This window comes from Bacillus sp. RE35 (assembly GCF_052146655.1).
Classification (GTDB): domain Bacteria; phylum Bacillota; class Bacilli; order Bacillales; family Bacillaceae_G; genus Bacillus_A; species Bacillus_A cereus.
On sequence record NZ_CP197377.1, the window covers coordinates 4,681,550 to 4,698,217 of the forward strand.

Genomic DNA, 16,668 nt, shown 5'->3' on the forward strand with positions numbered 1-16,668 from the left:
TGAAAATAATAAAAACCGAGCGTTTTTGCTCGGTTTTTATTATTAATCTTCTTTCGGAAGAACAATTCCTTTATACAATTGAACTGTAATGAAGTAATAAATCGCATAAATAACTACGAAAATTACGATTGGTACCCAAATACGGAAGTACGGATCGATTAAAATAAATCCGAAAATATTCATACCAACTAATACGTGAGCGATACCCACAATTGCTGGGAATAAGAATACTAAGAATAACTCTTTATAAATCGATTTCGTTAATAACTCACGGCGCACACCGATTTTACGGAGCATTTGATAACGCGTAATATCTTTTGATGCACCAGAAAGAATTTTAAACATAAGACAGCTTGCCATCATTGCTAAGAACGCAATTCCAAGGAAGAATCCCATAAACACTGTTCCGCTCGCAAAGCCGTAGAACATGTCATACATTTGATGTTTACTATTCATTTGTTCAGCTTTTACATTTTTATATTTATCTAGTTGCAACTCGTCAATTTTTTTCCATTCTTTTTCATATGTTAAGAAATCATCTACTTTTCCGATAAATGCTATACCTTCTTTACCATTTATCTCATCGTACATTTTTTGATTTACAATTTTAATTGCATGATCCTGATGTACATAGAATGGTTGGATTGTTCTGAAAGCCTCGTCCCATTCTTGTGGAAGTTCTTTCGCATTCGCATCTTTTTCATTCATTTCTCTAGCAACTGCACCTACTGGTAGTTCCTCTGAGACTTTTTTCGTTTTCACGCCATCCTTCATCGACTTCATATTTTCCATATCTCTTATTACAGGACGATTTTTCTCTAAATCCTCTTTTACATAGTAAACGTATTTATCATCGATTTTGTAACGATATTCATTTTTCTCTTTAAATGTAATACCATTTAAAATTTTCTTTTCTTCAGCCGTTGGATTATGAACTACTGAATCATAAATTTCAAATCCATCAACCATTTTTATAACGTTATTTTTAAACGCCATACCGCCTGAAATTGCACCAGCTCCGAGCGCAACTAACATTGCTACCGTCGCAAGCACCTTCGTTAAACTATTAATACGGAAATTTAATTGTGCAAATGTAAAAGCGTTAAGTCCTTTTTCACTACGCTTTTTATTACTCTTTAACTTTTTAATAAAGACCGGGAGAAGTGATCCAAACAGCATGTAAGTACCAGCTGTCGTTGTAATTAATGCAATAATGATTCCCATTTCTCTTAGTTTTTCCATGTAAATCATTGATGCATAGCCCATTCCTAATAAAATAACCGCAAGGAATGCAACTACACCTGTCATTTTTCCTTTTACTGCAACACGTTCTGTTTGTGCGTCTGCATGTACAAGTTGCAGGACAGAAATACGTGATAATTTAATACTGTTCATAATTGCCGATAATACAAATAGTGCAAAGAAGAAGATGCACGTAACAGTCATAGATGGCAGATAAAATGCTTTATAGCCTTCACCAGCAAATTCTAATTGTTTCATTAATAATTGACCGATACCTTCTGCAAGTCCTACACCAACTGCAATTCCAATTGCAAGAGACGCGGCGCCTAATACAATTGTCTCAATAAACATAAGTAATGTAACTTTATGCTTTTTTGCTCCTAACATCATATACATACCAAACTCTTTTTGACGAAGAGATAGTAAGAAAGAGTTCGCATACAAAATATAGAAGAACGTTATAATAGCTAGTAAAAATGAACCTGCTTGGAATACAAATCCAATTTGACCAATAGTAGAATTTTCCTTAAGGAAGGCCTCGTTTAACGCTAATGTTTGAAACATATAAAAAATTGAAATGGACATGACAAGACCAACAAGTAAGACGATATAATCTTTCAGCTTACTTTTTAGCCCTGACATGGAAAGTTTAAATAACATGCTCTAGAACCTCCCTTCTTACGCTTTTTGTGTGCCTAAGTCCGCAAGCACATCTAAAATTTCTTTATAAAACTCTTCACGTGTACCGCCGCGGTGAATTTCTTTATATAGCTCACCATCTTGAATGAATAAAATACGCTGACAGTAACTTGCACTGTACGGATCATGTGTAACCATCATAATAGATACGCCTTGATCTTTATTTAAGTTTGTCATCGCATCAAGTAAACTCGTTGCATTTTTAGAATCAAGCGCTCCTGTTGGCTCGTCCCCTAAAATAATTGCCGGCTCATGCACTAAAGCACGCGCTGCTGCCGAACGTTGCTTTTGCCCACCAGATACTTCAGATGGGTACTTTTGAAGTATTTCTGTAATCCCTAACATATCCGCTACTTTCTCGACTTTTGGTCCAATGTTACGTGATGGAACACCTTGCAAGGAAAGTGGAAGTGCAATGTTTTCATAAATAGATAAGTTTTCTAACAAATTAAAATCTTGGAAGATGAATCCTAATTTTTGTGAACGGAAATCAGAAAGCTCACCTTGCTTCATTTTTGTAATATCCGTACCCGCAATTTCAACAACGCCGCCCGTTGCTTTATCTAATGTTGAAATTACATTTAATAATGTCGTTTTACCAGAACCAGATGGTCCCATAATTCCAACAAACTCACCCTCTTGAATTGAGAATGACACACCTTTTAACGCGTGTGATTGGTTCTCACCTTTTTTACCGTACACTTTTTGAACGTTTTTCACGTCTACAACTGGTTTCGTCATATATATCCTCCTACGCTTGTTTTTCCATTACCTATTTTGCGCCTTTTGGAGGTGAACTGCTATTTGTTAACATTACATTTACCTTACACTTTTGTAATATAAAGAAGGTGGGCGTGTAAGTTTGGCTTTTACTACTTTGAATATTAGTGACATATCGAATCGGTAAATGAAATTATATCGGCGATTTTTCAAATATATCGGCGCAACTACAAAAGCTGAAAATAAAAATAGGCTGCTCCACAAAAGGAACAGCCCACTTCTCTCTCTATTTCTTTAAAGGTGTTACCGTCCAGTACGTAATAACACGCCAAATCCATTCTAATGGACCCATTTTAAAGATTTTCATCCAAATTACGCTAAATACAATTTGAATTGCATAAATTGCAATACATACATATAAAGTCTGCATGTAAGTTAAGTTACCTGCAAAGTTAAATACACTACCGGCAATTAAAATCATTGCCGTTTGTCCGATATAATTTGTTAAAGCCATACGACCATAGTATTTCAATGGTGCTAATAATGTTTGAACTGGTTTTAACTGAAGTAATAAAATTAATGCTCCTACATAGAAAGCTGAAATAATTGGTCCAACAGTAATACCAATTTTTAGAAACTGGCTTGCAGCATCCATTGTTCCGTCTTCATTCATCAATATCATATTTACAAATGGGCCAGCAGGCACGTGTCCATATTGATACCATACAGCTATGACACTTAAAACAAACATAATGCCTGTAAAAATAGCGACTTTCTTTATATTTTGCGAAAGATTTTCAAATACACGATATTGTCCTGCAGCAAGACCTAATAAAATTAAACCAAGTGGTAATAGTTCTTTAACACCCATTACACTAAAGGCTATTGTCAAAATAAGACCAATTACTAAGTTCACTTGTTTTTTCGCTTTATAAAACGGTAAAACGATTAATCCGCAAATTGCATATAACGTTAACGCTTCTCCAGGCTGAAACATGTAATGAATCAAACCAAAAATAAATAATGCAACTACGCGGCGGAAAAATAGAACATATCCATTTTTCCCTTTCGCAATCGCTCTTGTAATGAAGATATAGAATCCCACTCCAAATAAGAATGAGAAAATCGAGAAGAAACGACCTTCTACAAATAAGTATAGAAACCTTTGATAGCTAGCATCTACTGTATTAGGATCTGGAGTTTTAATATTAAGTAGTGCTAAAATATTTACTAAAATAATCCCTAGTAGTGCAAAGCCACGAATGTAATCTAACTCATCAATTCGCTTGTTTATAATATTGTTCCCCATAAAGCAACTCCTTGTATAAAACTTAATCCTTTCTTACTCTACTGGAGAAAGCTGCTCACAACTATCGACAAACCTTACAGGAATCTTACATTATTGTCATATAGCAAAATAAAACCAGGTCATATTGCGACCTGGTCTACTCTGATTGTTTCGATTTTTGAGGTTGTCCTTTTTTACTATTACGCTGTTTTACTTGAACAATCGGATCAAGTTCATTCGAAAACTCAGCGTTATGTCCATTTTGCGTTTTTTGTTCTGGGTTATTTTGATCTGAACGTTTCGCCATTACATTCACTCCTTATTAGTGCGGTGTAATAATCATTTGATGTTGCAATTGGCGAATTGCCATACGTGCTCTATTTAATTGCTCACGTTGCTCATCATTTGCATGTTGTTGCATCGTTTGTAAATCGTTATACGCTTGTTCTAATTGTAACTGCGCATCCGAATACTCCATCGTATTATAATGCTCTTGTCTCATACCTTGGTCTAATTGTTCTTTCGCATATTCCACCGCTTGTTCCGCTTGTGTAATATACGATTCAAGTGATTGACGCTCTGCCATAATTGTCCCTCCTTGCTTCAATTCCCCTTTAGTGTGTCCCTTCCATCTGAACCTTATGAGTATGTTATAATGGATTTTGTTTCATTTTGACTCGGCTTAGGAGGGAAAGTAATGAAGGTTCAAAACCCTTTTCCATATACAAACGACAATAAACGTTATCATACATGGAATTATCATTTACGAAATGAATTTGGTGAAAAAATCTTTAAAGTTTCATTAGATGCTGGCTTTGATTGCCCGAACCGTGACGGTACAGTTGCTTATGGCGGTTGTACATTTTGCAGTGCTGCTGGATCTGGTGACTTCGCTGGCGATCGCCGCGATGATGTTATAACGCAATATCATGAAATGAAAGAAAAAATGCGCTCAAAGTGGAAAGACGGAAAATGTATCGCTTATTTCCAGGCGTACACAAATACACATGCACCACTTGAAGTGTTAAAAGAAAAATTCGAACCGCTTCTAGCAGAAAAAGACGTTGTCGGTCTTTCTATTGCGACTCGTCCAGATTGTTTACCGGACGATGTTGTTGAATATTTAGCGGACTTAAATAAACGCACTTACCTTTGGGTTGAACTCGGACTACAAACCGTCCATGAACGTACTGCAAATCTTATTAATCGTGCTCACGATTATCCTTCTTACGTTGAAGGTGTAAATAAATTACGTAAGCACGGCATTAAAGTTTGTTCTCATATTATTAACGGCCTTCCACTTGAAGATTACGACATGATGATGGAAACAGCTCGTGAAGTAGCGAAGCTTGATGTACAAGGAATTAAAATCCACTTACTTCACTTATTAAAAGGAACGCCAATGGTGAAGCAATATGAAAAAGGACAACTCGAGTTCCTTTCTCTTGAGGATTACGTAAGTCTCGTTGTTGACCAACTTGAAATGATTCCAGAAGACGTAATTGTGCACCGCATCACAGGTGACGGTCCGCCTGATTTAATGATTGGTCCAATGTGGAGCTTAAATAAATGGGAAGTATTAAATTCCATTGATGCAGAATTTGTACGCCGCGGAAGCTGGCAAGGAAAATATGCAAATGAGGAGAAACAAAAATGAAATTAGAACGTGTATTACCGTTTGCTCGCTCGCTTCTGCAAACGGCAGTAAAAGAAGGCGATTACGCTGTAGATGCAACTTTAGGAAACGGCCATGACACTTGCTTCCTAGCTGAAATCGTTGGAGATAACGGAAAAGTATTTGGATTTGATATTCAAAAAGAGGCAATTGAAAGCTCAACAACTCGTCTAAAAGAAAAAGAACTTTTTGAACGTACTGTTTTAGTTCACGATAGTCACGATACACTTCTATCCATATTACCAGAAGATGCAAAAGGAAAAGTAACAGGCGCGATTTTCAACTTAGGTTACCTTCCAGGCGGAGACAAGCATATCGTCACAAAACCGAACTCAACAATCTCGGCGATTGAGCAATTATTAGACGTAATGGCGCCTGAAGGTATCATCGTCCTTGTCATTTACCACGGACATCCAGAAGGACAAGTAGAACGCGACGCTGTACTTAAATTTGCCCAAGAACTAGACCAAAAACAAGCACACGTACTGCGATATGGCTTCATTAATCAACAAAATAACCCGCCATTTATTGTGGCGATTGAGAAGCGATAATATATCAACGATTTTTCAATTATATCTATCGTAACTCGGGATATATCAACGATTTTTTCGATATATCTATCATAACTTACAATATATCAACGATTTCTCGGATATATCGATTGTTCGACAAAACATAACAAAAAAAGACGTGCATTCATTGCACGTCTTTTTGTTATTCTCCTATATAATGGATGTAAACATTCTTAAAGGAGACGAAACAATGATCGGAATACTAGCAGGAATGGGACCAAAATCAACTGGGCCATTCGTCGATACAGTTGTAGCAAAGTGCCAAACAATATACGGAGCAAAGTATGATATGGACTTTCCTCATATGATGATCTATTCGTGCCCAACACCGTTTTACATGGATCGTCCTATTGATCACGAAGCGATGAAAAAAGCAATTATTGAAGGAGCACAAAAACTTGAAAGTACTGGCGCAAGCTTTATCGCTATGCCGTGCAATACGGCGCATCTTTATTTTGAAGAATTACAGCGTTCGCTTTCTATCCCGATTTTAAATATAGTCGATGAAACGTTACAAGCAATTCCTGAAAATACAAAAAGAGTCGCTCTTCTCGCAACAGAAGCAACTGTTCAAGCTGGGATTTACCAAGATGGGATTGCAAAACGGAATATAGAATACATTCATTATGAAAAATGGCAAACGATGATTAATCAAATTATTACGTATATTAAAAGCGGGGAAGTTGAAAAAGCTCGCAAATTATGGAGCGCGCTCGTTGTGCAGTTGAAGGATGAAGTAGATACCGCAATTATCGCATGTACTGATTTGAATGTTGTGGCGGCTAGTGAGAATTTTGTTGATTCTTCTCAATGTCTTGCGAAAGCGGTTGTTAGGATGTACTTATCAAATATAAAGAGATCTTCATAAACATAGAAAACATCCCTTTTGAAATGTGTTTTATGTTTTATGAAAATCATCCTAAAAACTTTTAACTTTCTTCACAATTCTTTCAAAGTAATCACACTTAATCTCGCTATATTAAATAAGTAGTTATTCATATAGGGAAGGTTAGGGGAACTGAAAGTATGAAAGTAAATCGTTCGCTTCATTACATTTTTTGGCGTTGGCATTTTTATGCTGGGCTTTTTATTACGCCGCTTCTTATTACGTTGTCACTGAGCGGAATTGGGTATTTATTTCGGGAGGAAGTTGAAGATTTCATCTATAAAGATTTATATTTTGGGAAGAGTGCTCAAACAGAATCTATTTCGATGTCTGATTCTATTTCCTTAACAGAGAAAAAATATCCACATTATAGCGTGGCGAAAATTAGTGAGTTTAATGGGGATTATAATACGAGACTTACCATTGCAAATGAGTATACTGGGCAACAAAAATATGTGTATTTAGACAGCAATAATCAAATTGTTGGGGATCAAAATGCAAGTGAAACGTTTGCCAATATAATGAGGGAATTACATAGTTCTCTTTTAGTTGGTGGCACTGTCGTAAACTATACTGTAGAACTCGCGGCATGCTGGACAATCTTTTTAATCGTAACCGGATTGTACATGAGTATACGACAATTCAAAAACACACCATCATCCAATAAGCGAGAAAAAGCAAAAAGACGTCATTCTATTATCGGTATTATATTTACAATTCCTCTCTTTCTGCTAGTCGCATCTGGATTGCCATGGTCAGGATTTATGGGGAACCAAATTTATAAAATCGCATCGTCAAATGAATCACTCGGATATCCAAAATTGTACATGGCTCCGCCTGAATCAAAGGTAAAAGAATTGCCGTGGGCAACAAGAAAAGAAGCTCCGCCTGAATCAAATTCAAATGAACCGAAAGCAATTTCTGTCGATGAATTACAAAAAGGAATTGAAATAAAGAAGCCATATGTTATTTCACTACCAGCTGATCCGAAAGGTGTATTCACTGTTTCGAAATCGAGCGGTTCTGGTATTACAGGTATGCATGTTGCACCAAATGAAGAGATAACAGCTTACTTTGACCAATATAGCGGGGAGCTCATTTCAAAAACGGACTATCGTGATTATGGATTACTTGCACAATGGTTCACTTACGGTATCCCGCTTCATGAAGGACATTTATTCGGATGGCCAAATAAAATATTATGCTTACTAACGACATTATCTCTACTACTTCTCATTTATTACGGAATAAAAATGTGGTTAGCAAGAAAGCCGAAAGGAAAATTAGCAGCACCTCCAAAACAAAGAGATAAGAAAAGTATATTCGTTTTCTTTATCATGATGGTGATACTAGGCGCTGTCATGCCTTTATTTGGACTATCTGTTTTAGTTATTTTTGCAATTGAACTTCTTATATATGTATTTTTAAAAATACGATCATAATGAAAAGAAAACCACTCTACATGAGTGGTTTTCTTCATCACTGCGCTGTTTTCTTTCGGTACATCTTCCCGTTCCAATAGAAGAATCGTGAAGTGAGGCCTCCGTACTTTACAATGCGCCGTGCCATTTTGTGCATATTCTTTTGTGCTGAAACTTTTTGATCTGATAAATAAATACCAAGTAATCCTCGGCTTATAAGGCGATGAAACTTCGCATGAGGCAAATCACCAATGCTCTTCTCTGCTTCTTCTACAAAGTGTTTCATACGATCTAATATTGCTTGCTCGTTTTCATAATAACTACAGAAATTCAAATCCCCGCCGGCGCGGTCTTCTTCTTGATCAATGAAATAATCAAGTAAGATATGAAGGCCTTGTACGTAAGGGAAGTACCCTTGTCTAATTTTCGCAATATCTTCATCATGTAATTCATCATGAAATGCATATGCTACAAGACAGAAAATTCCAAGTGTAGAACCGGCACATGCTGAAAATTCAAACCAACTCATCTCAGGTAAGTTTTCTTTATGTGCTTCAAACCAATTTTTCAGGCGCGGCTCTCTTTCTTCTAATTTCACGTGTTTATGAATTTGCAAATCACAATAATAACAAGCAAGTTCATGAAGAACAGGAGCAATTTTGTCATAGTGCTTCGTTTTCTTTAAAACATCTTGGCATGTTTCAACAAGTTCATCTAAATAACCACCATCATCTTGATCATCACGATAACGATAATAATTACCGCCACCTTCTACTTCAGGTGATAATGCCATTAACATCGATTCATGCAGTGCGGCAAAATCATTTGGATCAAGTGATGTACTGCGATCACATAAATTATCTAAATAGTCGCTGATCGTTTGATACGCTACGATAAAACGAATACATTCTTCTCGGTGTTCGTTTGCTAGCAGAGCTAAAATGCCACCGCCCTCACAATGAAACGTTTTATGCTCAATACTTGCGATTGCCTGACTATGAAGCTCATCATTCGGAATATGGTAGGCACGCTCTTTCCACATCGCTAGCTCATGGTGTACAACCGGAAACACATCACGGTATACTTTCGCCATGAGCGTTATGGGATTACTCGGTACGTTCACTTCTTCCTTCATCTCCTCTATTAAATGTACAAATAATGATTTATTTGTTTGTTTTTACTATATTATTGACATGCATTTCAGTAAATGACTGAATATAACTCAAAATTTCATCACGCTCATACTCATTTAATAACTCGTGATAACAATTCGGCCATTCTTTAAAAGCCTTATCACTTATTTTAACATTATCAAACCAAGTGCGGACACGTGTTTTATCTACAAGTTTATCCTCACAAGCTTGCATTAGCAAGAGCGGAACATCTGGAAAATCATCTATTTTTTTATGAGCAATTTCGATAGACTTAATCAATTCACTATACCAACGTACTGATACTTTGCGCAAGAACAAAGAATCATTCTCCATTGCATCTCTCACCTCGTGGTTACGTGTTGACATTTCCACCGTAAGATTCGTTGCAAATTGCAATTTTGGAGCCACAACATTTAATATTTTTGAAGCAAATTGAAGCGGAGCAGAGGGTCCAGTCACTACCCCTAAACAAGGCGAACTCAAAATAATACCCTCTACATCTTCTCTCTTCGTTTCTTGCATCATACGAATGACAATAAGACCACCCATACTATGACCGAATAGAAAAATAGGTAACCTATACTTTCTTGCTTCTTTCACCCATAGTTTAACTTCCTCTATGTATTCATCAAATGAATCAATATGTCCTCTATTTCTTGAAGTCGTTCCATGTGACGGAAGATCCCCCATCACGACGTGGTAGCCGATATGATTCCACATTTCCGCAACGGCTTCGTAACGTCCGTGATATTCCATTGCGCCGTGCACAATAACAATGACAGCCTTTGCTTCCTCCGCTTCATAATTCCACATACGGCTCTCCTCCATTTCACTCTTTCTCATAATTTGATACACTAAAACTAGTCTCTAGGAAAGGAAGACTTTACATGATATATCCTTACAAAGAAAAAAAACCGAAAATTGCGAGTAGTGCTTTTATCGCTGACTATGTTACGATTACAGGCGATGTTTACGTTGGCGAGGAATCAAGTATTTGGTTTAATACAGTCATCCGTGGTGATGTGTCACCAACGATCATTGGAGACCGAGTAAATGTACAAGACCAATGTACACTCCACCAAAGCCCTCAGTATCCTCTTATCTTAGAAGATGATGTTACAGTTGGGCATCAAGTTATTTTACATAGTTGTCATATTAAAAAAGATGCTTTAATTGGAATGGGATCCATTATATTAGATGGTGCTGAAATTGGCGAAGGAGCTTTTATCGGCGCTGGAAGCCTCGTTTCACAAGGAAAGAAAATTCCACCAAACACGTTAGCTTTCGGTCGTCCCGCGAAAGTCATTCGTGAATTAACAGCAGAAGACCGTAAAGATATGGAGCGTATTCGCACGCAATACGTTGAAAAAGGTCAATATTATAAATCATTACAGAAGTAAATTTCCGCTGCCATAAGATTGGCAGCTTTTTTTATATAAAATCTAACTTTTTCTTTACAAAACATTATTACTCCCTCAACAAAATCTTATTAAAATAAAAGCTAATATCTCCATATATATGTAAACGAGGGAGGAGAATTTTCATGAAGGTCAGTGGATTATATAAAATAGAATGTTACATTTTCAAAGGAATTAATCGCTACTTTGATCAAAAAACATTAAATATCTTTTTCAGCAATATTACTCATATCGGTGGCGCGACTTTCTCCATCGCACTCACACTTTTCTTTTTAATTTTTGCAAAAGGTACTTTACATCAAGCAGCAATTGCAACTGCTATTTCTTTAGCAATTAGCCATATTCCTGTACAAATATTAAAAAGATGGTATCCACGAAAACGTCCTTATTTAACAATTCAGGATGCAAAATATCCAGTCCATCCATTAAAAGACCACTCTTTCCCGTCTGGTCATACAACAGCCGTTTTCTCTGTCTTCATTCCATTTATTTGCTATAATCCAAGCTTACTTGCTTTCCTATTACCGTTAGCATTATGCGTCGGTATTTCACGTATTTATTTAGGACTTCACTATCCGTCAGATGTATTCGTCGGTATGTGCCTTGGCACTTGCTCTGGCATCATCTCTTTTTATCAATTCATCCCACTTTTCACATAAAGGAGTGATATGATGAGAGTCGCCATTTTTACCGATACTTTTACGCCACAAGTTAACGGGGTTGCGAAAACGTTAGAGCGATTAACACGATATTTTCAGAAAGAACAGATCGCCTATTCTGTTTTCGCCCCTCAGCATACAGCTGAAGATAATTTTGTAGCGAATGTGAATAAGATGAGAAGTATCCCGTTAACAATATTATATCCAGAATGTCGTTTTTCTTTTCCTACTCCGCGTATTAAACGGGAACTACTTTCCTTTAAACCTGACATTATTCACATTGCCACACCTTTCAACATGGGACTTTGTGGATTGTATTATGCAAAAAAGTTAAACATCCCAGTTGTCGGTTCTTATCATACTGATTTCGATGCCTATTTACGTTATTACAAAATCGAATTCCTCTCCAATATGCTTTGGAACTATTTAAAATGGTTTCATAGTCATATGCAAAAAAATTTTGTACCTTCCTTTGAAACATTACATCAATTAAAAAATAAAGGCTTTCAGACCCTCTCTATATGGGGACGTGGTGTAGATTGCACACTCTTTCATCCAGCTTACAATACAGACCTATTCCGAAAAAAATATAATATTACAGCGAAGTATGTCCTTTCCTATGTTGGACGAATTGCTCCTGAAAAAGATATTGATACGCTGCAACACCTTATCGTTAAAACAGCACATACTCGAAACGATATTCATTGGCTCATCGCAGGAGACGGTCCTCTAGCAACAAGTTTACGTGAAGCTGTTCCGAAAACAAATATCACTTTTACTGGCTATTTACAAGGCGGGGATTTAGCTGAAGCATATGCTTGTTCTAACATAATGGTGTTTCCATCAGCTACTGAAACATTCGGAAATGTCGTACTTGAATCACTCGCATGCGGTACACCTGTTATTGGTGCAAATAGTGGCGGGGTTAAAAATATTATTACAGATGGAAAAACGGGAGTTCTTTGTCCGCCTAAAAATGAAGATGCATTTCTATCATCCATTTATTTTTTATTACAAAATGAAGAAAAACTTGAGCAGATGGGAATAGAATCTTCCTCTTTTGCGAAATCAAAGAGCTGGGATGAGGTCTTTCGTGGCTTGCTTAACCAATATGAAGAAGTCCTTCAGCATAACGCATCAGAGTTGCTTGCTTAAATAGAAAAACTCCCTTCAAAAAACGAAGGGAGTTTATTACATGGTCATAAATTTTAGTTTAATAAATGATACATAAGGTTAAGCATTGTTTTATTTCTATATTAATTATATCAAAAATAAACATAACTAAACAGACTTGTAATAAAAACCCATAAAAATTAATATATGGTTATACAGTATTTTAACTGTATAATGATTTTAAGAATTCCCCTTAAAATCAACTCACTCACATACCTTTATACAGCAATTGTTCCCCAATTCTGTATATCAAAAAAACCTTTCATTCATTTGAAAGGTCTTTTTGAGCCTGCACATATTCTTCTATCGTATTTACATTTATAAACCAATCCGCATTCGCTTGTACATCTTCTCCAGAAACATACTTCACATTACATTGTGATAAAAGCTGCCCCATACTTCTTTTTTCTTCCTGAAGTAAAGCATAAATCTTTTCTTTCACGCGGTTATGATACGCCGCAAGTAGCGGTTGTTTTCTTCCATTAATAATAGGTACAACCGCATCATATTCATTGTTCGTTTGCTCTAGTAAAATGGTAAACCATTCATGCGACACGTTTGGTGCATCGCAAGGCATAATAGCGTACCAATCTGCTTCTATGTATTCCATTCCTGATACAATGCCGGCCAGCGGTCCATTCCCTTTATAGTGCGGAATGTCTTCTATAACAGGTACTTGTACGAATTGCTCTACTCGCTCTTTTATATCAGTATGGCTAATTACTACAATGTCTTGCAAAGTATTTCCCATCACTTTCACAATATGCTCAACAAAAGTAGTTCCCTTCCAAATTGCTAACGCTTTCGGCTCACCGAATCTACTCGACATACCACCTGCTAATACAATTCCAGCATACTTACTCATTGGCGATGCAGCTCAAATGTAATATGACCTAATTCCGGTAAAATTAATTTATTCATCGCAAGGCGAACCGCTCCGCTAGACCCTGGCATCGAGAAGACTACTTTGCGCCCAATTGTACCACCAATCGCTCTACTTAACATTGCGCTGCTTCCGATATCTTCTAAATAACTAATCATACGGAACAGCTCACCAAATCCAACAATTTCTTTATCTAATAACGCTGATACTGCTTCAATTGTGACATCGCGTTTCGTAATACCAGTACCGCCATTTGTTAATACAACATCTACATCTTCCTTATGATAACCAGCTAACACTGCTTGCTGAATACTTTCTTTATCATCTTTTACAATTTCATAAGAAGTTACTTTATGTCCCGCTTCTTTTAACAATTCATGTAATAGTTGTCCGCTCTTATCTGTTTCTTCCGTACGTGTATCGGAAATCGTAACAATCTTGCAACGCACTTCTTTTGGAGCTTGTTTTTTATGTTCAGCTACACTCATTTTTTATCTTTCCTTTCTTAAAAACTTTTCTTCATTTTATCATACATATCTTTACACAATTATGTATGAAGCCAATAATGCGCCATGATACAATATAAGTATACTAACCCACAAAAAGGAAAGTGCCCTTTCTTATACTCCTAGACTACACATCTTTAGCTACTCTTTATATTTTCTACATAATAGAATTCAATTTTAAAACTTGTACTAAAAAATAAATCGGAGGTCTATCTATTATGGAACTATACAAAAAATTAACAACAACATTCATCCTCTTATTCGTCGCTTCCATCACTGTCGGTTTTTCTCTAAAAGGCGCAATTCCATACGCTACATTAGTAAGTATTATATTCGCAACGCTATTTTTACTAAGCAGTGCATTTTGCGCAGGTAAAGCACGTCAAATGAAAGGTTGATTACATATGTTCCAGAAGAAATCAATCCTTTGTAAATCATGTGAAAAGGAAATACAAAAGGAGGACTTACATTGTTTGAATCAAATCGTATCCAGTTACGAAAGTTTTCCGAAGATGATATTCTAACATATTATAAATGGCATAATGATATAGACGTTATGAGTTCAACTACTCTCACTCTTGATAAATATTCCCTTCAAGACACAGAAAAACTTTGCCAGCAATTTATTCATTCTTCGGACTCTAAGAGCTATATCATTGAAGAAAAATCTACGCATCTTTCAATTGGTATTACTTCTTTAATTCATATTGATTCGTATAACCGAAACGCTGAATGTATTATTGATATTGGTAACAAGGATTACTGGGGGCAAGGTTATGGGAAGGAAGCTTTCACCTTATTATTGGATTATGCATTTTTAGAATTAAATTTACATCGCCTTTCTTTACGAGTATTTTCTTTTAACGATAGAGCAATTAAATTATATAAATCACTCGGTTTTCAACATGAAGGAACTTGTAAAGAAGCTATATTCCGCAATGGCAATTGGCATGACATTGAACTCTTCGCTTTATTCCAACGTAATTATAAATAAAAAAAGCTTTGCGCTCACCGCGCAAAGCTTTTTTTCATATATTATAGACCAGCTTGCTCTTTTAAAGCTGCTGCTTTGTCTGTACGTTCCCATGATAGATCTACATCAGTACGTCCGAAGTGGCCGTAAGCTGCTGTTTGTTTGTAAATTGGGCGACGTAAGTCTAGCATTTTAATAATACCAGCTGGGCGAAGATCGAAGTTGTTACGAACTAGCTCTACTAGTACGTCTTCAGATACTTTACCAGTGCCGAATGTATCAACTGAAATTGATACTGGTTGTGCTACACCGATTGCGTATGCAAGTTGTACTTCTGCTTTTTCAGCAAGACCAGCTGCTACGATGTTTTTCGCAACATAACGAGCTGCATATGCTGCAGAACGGTCAACTTTCGTTGCATCTTTACCAGAGAATGCACCGCCACCGTGGCGAGCGTATCCACCGTAAGTATCAACGATGATTTTACGTCCTGTTAAACCAGCATCACCTTGTGGTCCACCAATTACGAAGCGGCCAGTTGGATTAATGAAGAATTTCGTTTCTCCATCCATTAATTCTGCTGGTACTACAGCTTTAATTACGTGCTCTTTTAAGTCGCGATCGATTTCTTCCCATGTAACATCTGGGTGATGTTGTGTAGAAATTACGATAGTATCAACACGTACTGGTTTACCATTTTCATCATACTCAACTGTAACTTGCGTTTTTCCATCCGGACGTAAGTATGATAATGTATCATCTTTACGTACTTCAGTTAAACGGCGAGCTAATTTGTGAGCAAGCGAGATTGGAAGTGGCATTAACTCTTGTGTTTCATTACATGCGAAACCAAACATTAAACCTTGGTCTCCTGCACCAATTGCCTCAATCTCAGCGTCAGTCATTTGACCTTCGCGTGCTTCTAGCGCTTGGTCAACACCCATAGCGATGTCAGCAGATTGCTCATCGATAGATGTTAAAACTGCACAAGTTTCTGCATCGAATCCGTATTTTGCGCGTGTGTAACCAATGCCTTGAATTGTTTCACGAACGATTTTTGGAATATCTACGTAAGTAGAAGTCGTAATTTCCCCCGCTACCAACACTAAACCAGTTGTTACAGTTGTTTCACAAGCTACACGTGCATTTGCGTCTTTTGATAAGATCGCATCTAAAATTGAATCAGAAATTTGGTCACAAATTTTATCTGGATGTCCTTCAGTTACAGACTCAGATGTGAACAGATGACGTTTTTTTGTCATGTGGTAAACCTCCCTACAGTAATTGTATATATTGTACGGAACTCATCCTTAATTTGCCACAAACTGCGACATACATTTATTCTCCCACACAAGCATACAGAAAAACCTTTCCTACTTTACATAGAGGAAAGGTTTAA

General features: G+C 36.7%; 19 protein-coding genes. 9 read left to right on the plus strand and 10 right to left on the minus strand.

Going from position 1 to position 16,668, the window contains the following annotated elements; translation table 11 throughout:
• Positions 1 to 42 precede the first annotated feature (42 nt).
• The 5 genes from ACTL4X_RS23945 to ACTL4X_RS23965 all read right to left on the minus strand — a co-directional run bounded on the left by ACTL4X_RS23945 (position 43) and on the right by ACTL4X_RS23965 (position 4,535).
• Complete coding sequence (locus tag ACTL4X_RS23945; RefSeq protein ID WP_000897745.1) at positions 43 to 1,902, minus strand: FtsX-like permease family protein; 1,860 nt, start codon at positions 1,900 to 1,902, stop codon at positions 43 to 45.
• Positions 1,903 to 1,920: 18 nt separating this feature from the next.
• Positions 1,921 to 2,682, minus strand: coding sequence for an ABC transporter ATP-binding protein (locus ACTL4X_RS23950; RefSeq protein WP_000165844.1), 762 nt, complete (start codon positions 2,680 to 2,682; stop codon positions 1,921 to 1,923).
• Positions 2,683 to 2,947: 265 nt separating this feature from the next.
• Complete coding sequence (locus tag ACTL4X_RS23955) at positions 2,948 to 3,970, minus strand: DUF418 domain-containing protein (protein ID WP_000527695.1); 1,023 nt, start codon at positions 3,968 to 3,970, stop codon at positions 2,948 to 2,950.
• A 136-nt stretch (positions 3,971 to 4,106) separates the two neighbouring features.
• Positions 4,107 to 4,256: a hypothetical protein gene (locus ACTL4X_RS23960; protein ID WP_001129340.1), complete on the minus strand. Its 150-nt coding sequence runs from the start codon at positions 4,254 to 4,256 to the stop codon at positions 4,107 to 4,109.
• Positions 4,257 to 4,271: 15 nt separating this feature from the next.
• Positions 4,272 to 4,535: a YtzC family protein gene (locus ACTL4X_RS23965; protein WP_000840869.1), complete on the minus strand. Its 264-nt coding sequence runs from the start codon at positions 4,533 to 4,535 to the stop codon at positions 4,272 to 4,274.
• Positions 4,536 to 4,646: 111 nt separating this feature from the next.
• Here ACTL4X_RS23965 and ACTL4X_RS23970 point away from each other — a divergent pair, with 111 nt between their 5' ends.
• The 4 genes from ACTL4X_RS23970 (at position 4,647) to ACTL4X_RS23985 (ending at position 8,524) form a co-directional block, all read left to right on the plus strand.
• Positions 4,647 to 5,606, plus strand: a complete 960-nt coding sequence (locus ACTL4X_RS23970; protein WP_000868031.1) for a TIGR01212 family radical SAM protein — start codon at positions 4,647 to 4,649, stop codon at positions 5,604 to 5,606.
• Complete coding sequence (locus ACTL4X_RS23975) at positions 5,603 to 6,175, plus strand: class I SAM-dependent methyltransferase (RefSeq protein ID WP_151640230.1); 573 nt, start codon at positions 5,603 to 5,605, stop codon at positions 6,173 to 6,175. The genes ACTL4X_RS23970 and ACTL4X_RS23975 overlap by 4 nt, the downstream gene beginning before the upstream one ends.
• A gap of 211 nt (positions 6,176 to 6,386) precedes the next feature.
• Positions 6,387 to 7,064, plus strand: a complete 678-nt coding sequence (locus ACTL4X_RS23980; RefSeq protein ID WP_063246420.1) for an aspartate/glutamate racemase family protein — start codon at positions 6,387 to 6,389, stop codon at positions 7,062 to 7,064.
• Between the two features lie 158 nt (positions 7,065 to 7,222).
• Complete coding sequence (locus ACTL4X_RS23985) at positions 7,223 to 8,524, plus strand: PepSY-associated TM helix domain-containing protein (protein WP_048538442.1); 1,302 nt, start codon at positions 7,223 to 7,225, stop codon at positions 8,522 to 8,524.
• A 37-nt stretch (positions 8,525 to 8,561) separates the two neighbouring features.
• On the opposite strand, the gene ACTL4X_RS23990 is transcribed toward ACTL4X_RS23985, so the two are convergent.
• Both ACTL4X_RS23990 and ACTL4X_RS23995 read right to left on the minus strand, forming a co-directional pair.
• Positions 8,562 to 9,626 (minus strand): tetraprenyl-beta-curcumene synthase family protein, encoded by a 1,065-nt coding sequence (locus ACTL4X_RS23990; protein WP_001102460.1) that lies wholly within the window; start codon positions 9,624 to 9,626, stop codon positions 8,562 to 8,564.
• Between the two features lie 40 nt (positions 9,627 to 9,666).
• The gene (locus tag ACTL4X_RS23995; protein WP_000267421.1) at positions 9,667 to 10,470 is read right to left on the minus strand and encodes an alpha/beta hydrolase; all 804 of its coding nucleotides are present in this window, start codon (positions 10,468 to 10,470) and stop codon (positions 9,667 to 9,669) included.
• Between the two features lie 74 nt (positions 10,471 to 10,544).
• Here ACTL4X_RS23995 and ACTL4X_RS24000 point away from each other — a divergent pair, with 74 nt between their 5' ends.
• From ACTL4X_RS24000 to ACTL4X_RS24010, 3 genes are all read left to right on the plus strand, one after another.
• Positions 10,545 to 11,057: a gamma carbonic anhydrase gene (locus ACTL4X_RS24000; RefSeq protein ID WP_000640188.1), complete on the plus strand. Its 513-nt coding sequence runs from the start codon at positions 10,545 to 10,547 to the stop codon at positions 11,055 to 11,057.
• A 143-nt stretch (positions 11,058 to 11,200) separates the two neighbouring features.
• Positions 11,201 to 11,734 (plus strand): phosphatase PAP2 family protein, encoded by a 534-nt coding sequence (locus ACTL4X_RS24005; protein WP_000868582.1) that lies wholly within the window; start codon positions 11,201 to 11,203, stop codon positions 11,732 to 11,734.
• Between the two features lie 12 nt (positions 11,735 to 11,746).
• Entirely contained in the window at positions 11,747 to 12,889 is a 1,143-nt protein-coding gene (locus ACTL4X_RS24010; RefSeq protein WP_001261642.1) for a glycosyltransferase family 4 protein, read from the plus strand.
• A gap of 280 nt (positions 12,890 to 13,169) precedes the next feature.
• Here the strand turns inward: ACTL4X_RS24010 and ACTL4X_RS24015 are convergent, their stop codons facing one another.
• Positions 13,170 to 13,772 carry a molybdenum cofactor guanylyltransferase gene (locus ACTL4X_RS24015; RefSeq protein WP_441394958.1) on the minus strand — a complete coding sequence of 201 codons (603 nt, stop codon included), beginning with the start codon at positions 13,770 to 13,772 and terminating at the stop codon, positions 13,170 to 13,172.
• Positions 13,769 to 14,278 carry a MogA/MoaB family molybdenum cofactor biosynthesis protein gene (locus tag ACTL4X_RS24020; protein WP_086692058.1) on the minus strand — a complete coding sequence of 170 codons (510 nt, stop codon included), beginning with the start codon at positions 14,276 to 14,278 and terminating at the stop codon, positions 13,769 to 13,771. Before ACTL4X_RS24020 ends, ACTL4X_RS24015 begins: the two co-directional genes overlap by 4 nt.
• Positions 14,279 to 14,514: 236 nt before the next feature.
• On the opposite strand from ACTL4X_RS24020, the gene ACTL4X_RS24025 reads away from it, so the two are divergent.
• Positions 14,515 to 14,694 carry a hypothetical protein gene (locus ACTL4X_RS24025; protein WP_000424805.1) on the plus strand — a complete coding sequence of 60 codons (180 nt, stop codon included), beginning with the start codon at positions 14,515 to 14,517 and terminating at the stop codon, positions 14,692 to 14,694.
• A 71-nt stretch (positions 14,695 to 14,765) separates the two neighbouring features.
• Positions 14,766 to 15,290 carry a GNAT family N-acetyltransferase gene (locus ACTL4X_RS24030; RefSeq protein ID WP_000464126.1) on the plus strand — a complete coding sequence of 175 codons (525 nt, stop codon included), beginning with the start codon at positions 14,766 to 14,768 and terminating at the stop codon, positions 15,288 to 15,290.
• Between the two features lie 41 nt (positions 15,291 to 15,331).
• Here ACTL4X_RS24030 and metK read toward each other — a convergent pair whose 3' ends face one another.
• Positions 15,332 to 16,531, minus strand: a complete 1,200-nt coding sequence (gene metK / locus ACTL4X_RS24035) for a methionine adenosyltransferase (protein ID WP_000163123.1) — start codon at positions 16,529 to 16,531, stop codon at positions 15,332 to 15,334.
• Positions 16,532 to 16,668: the final 137 nt, after the last annotated feature.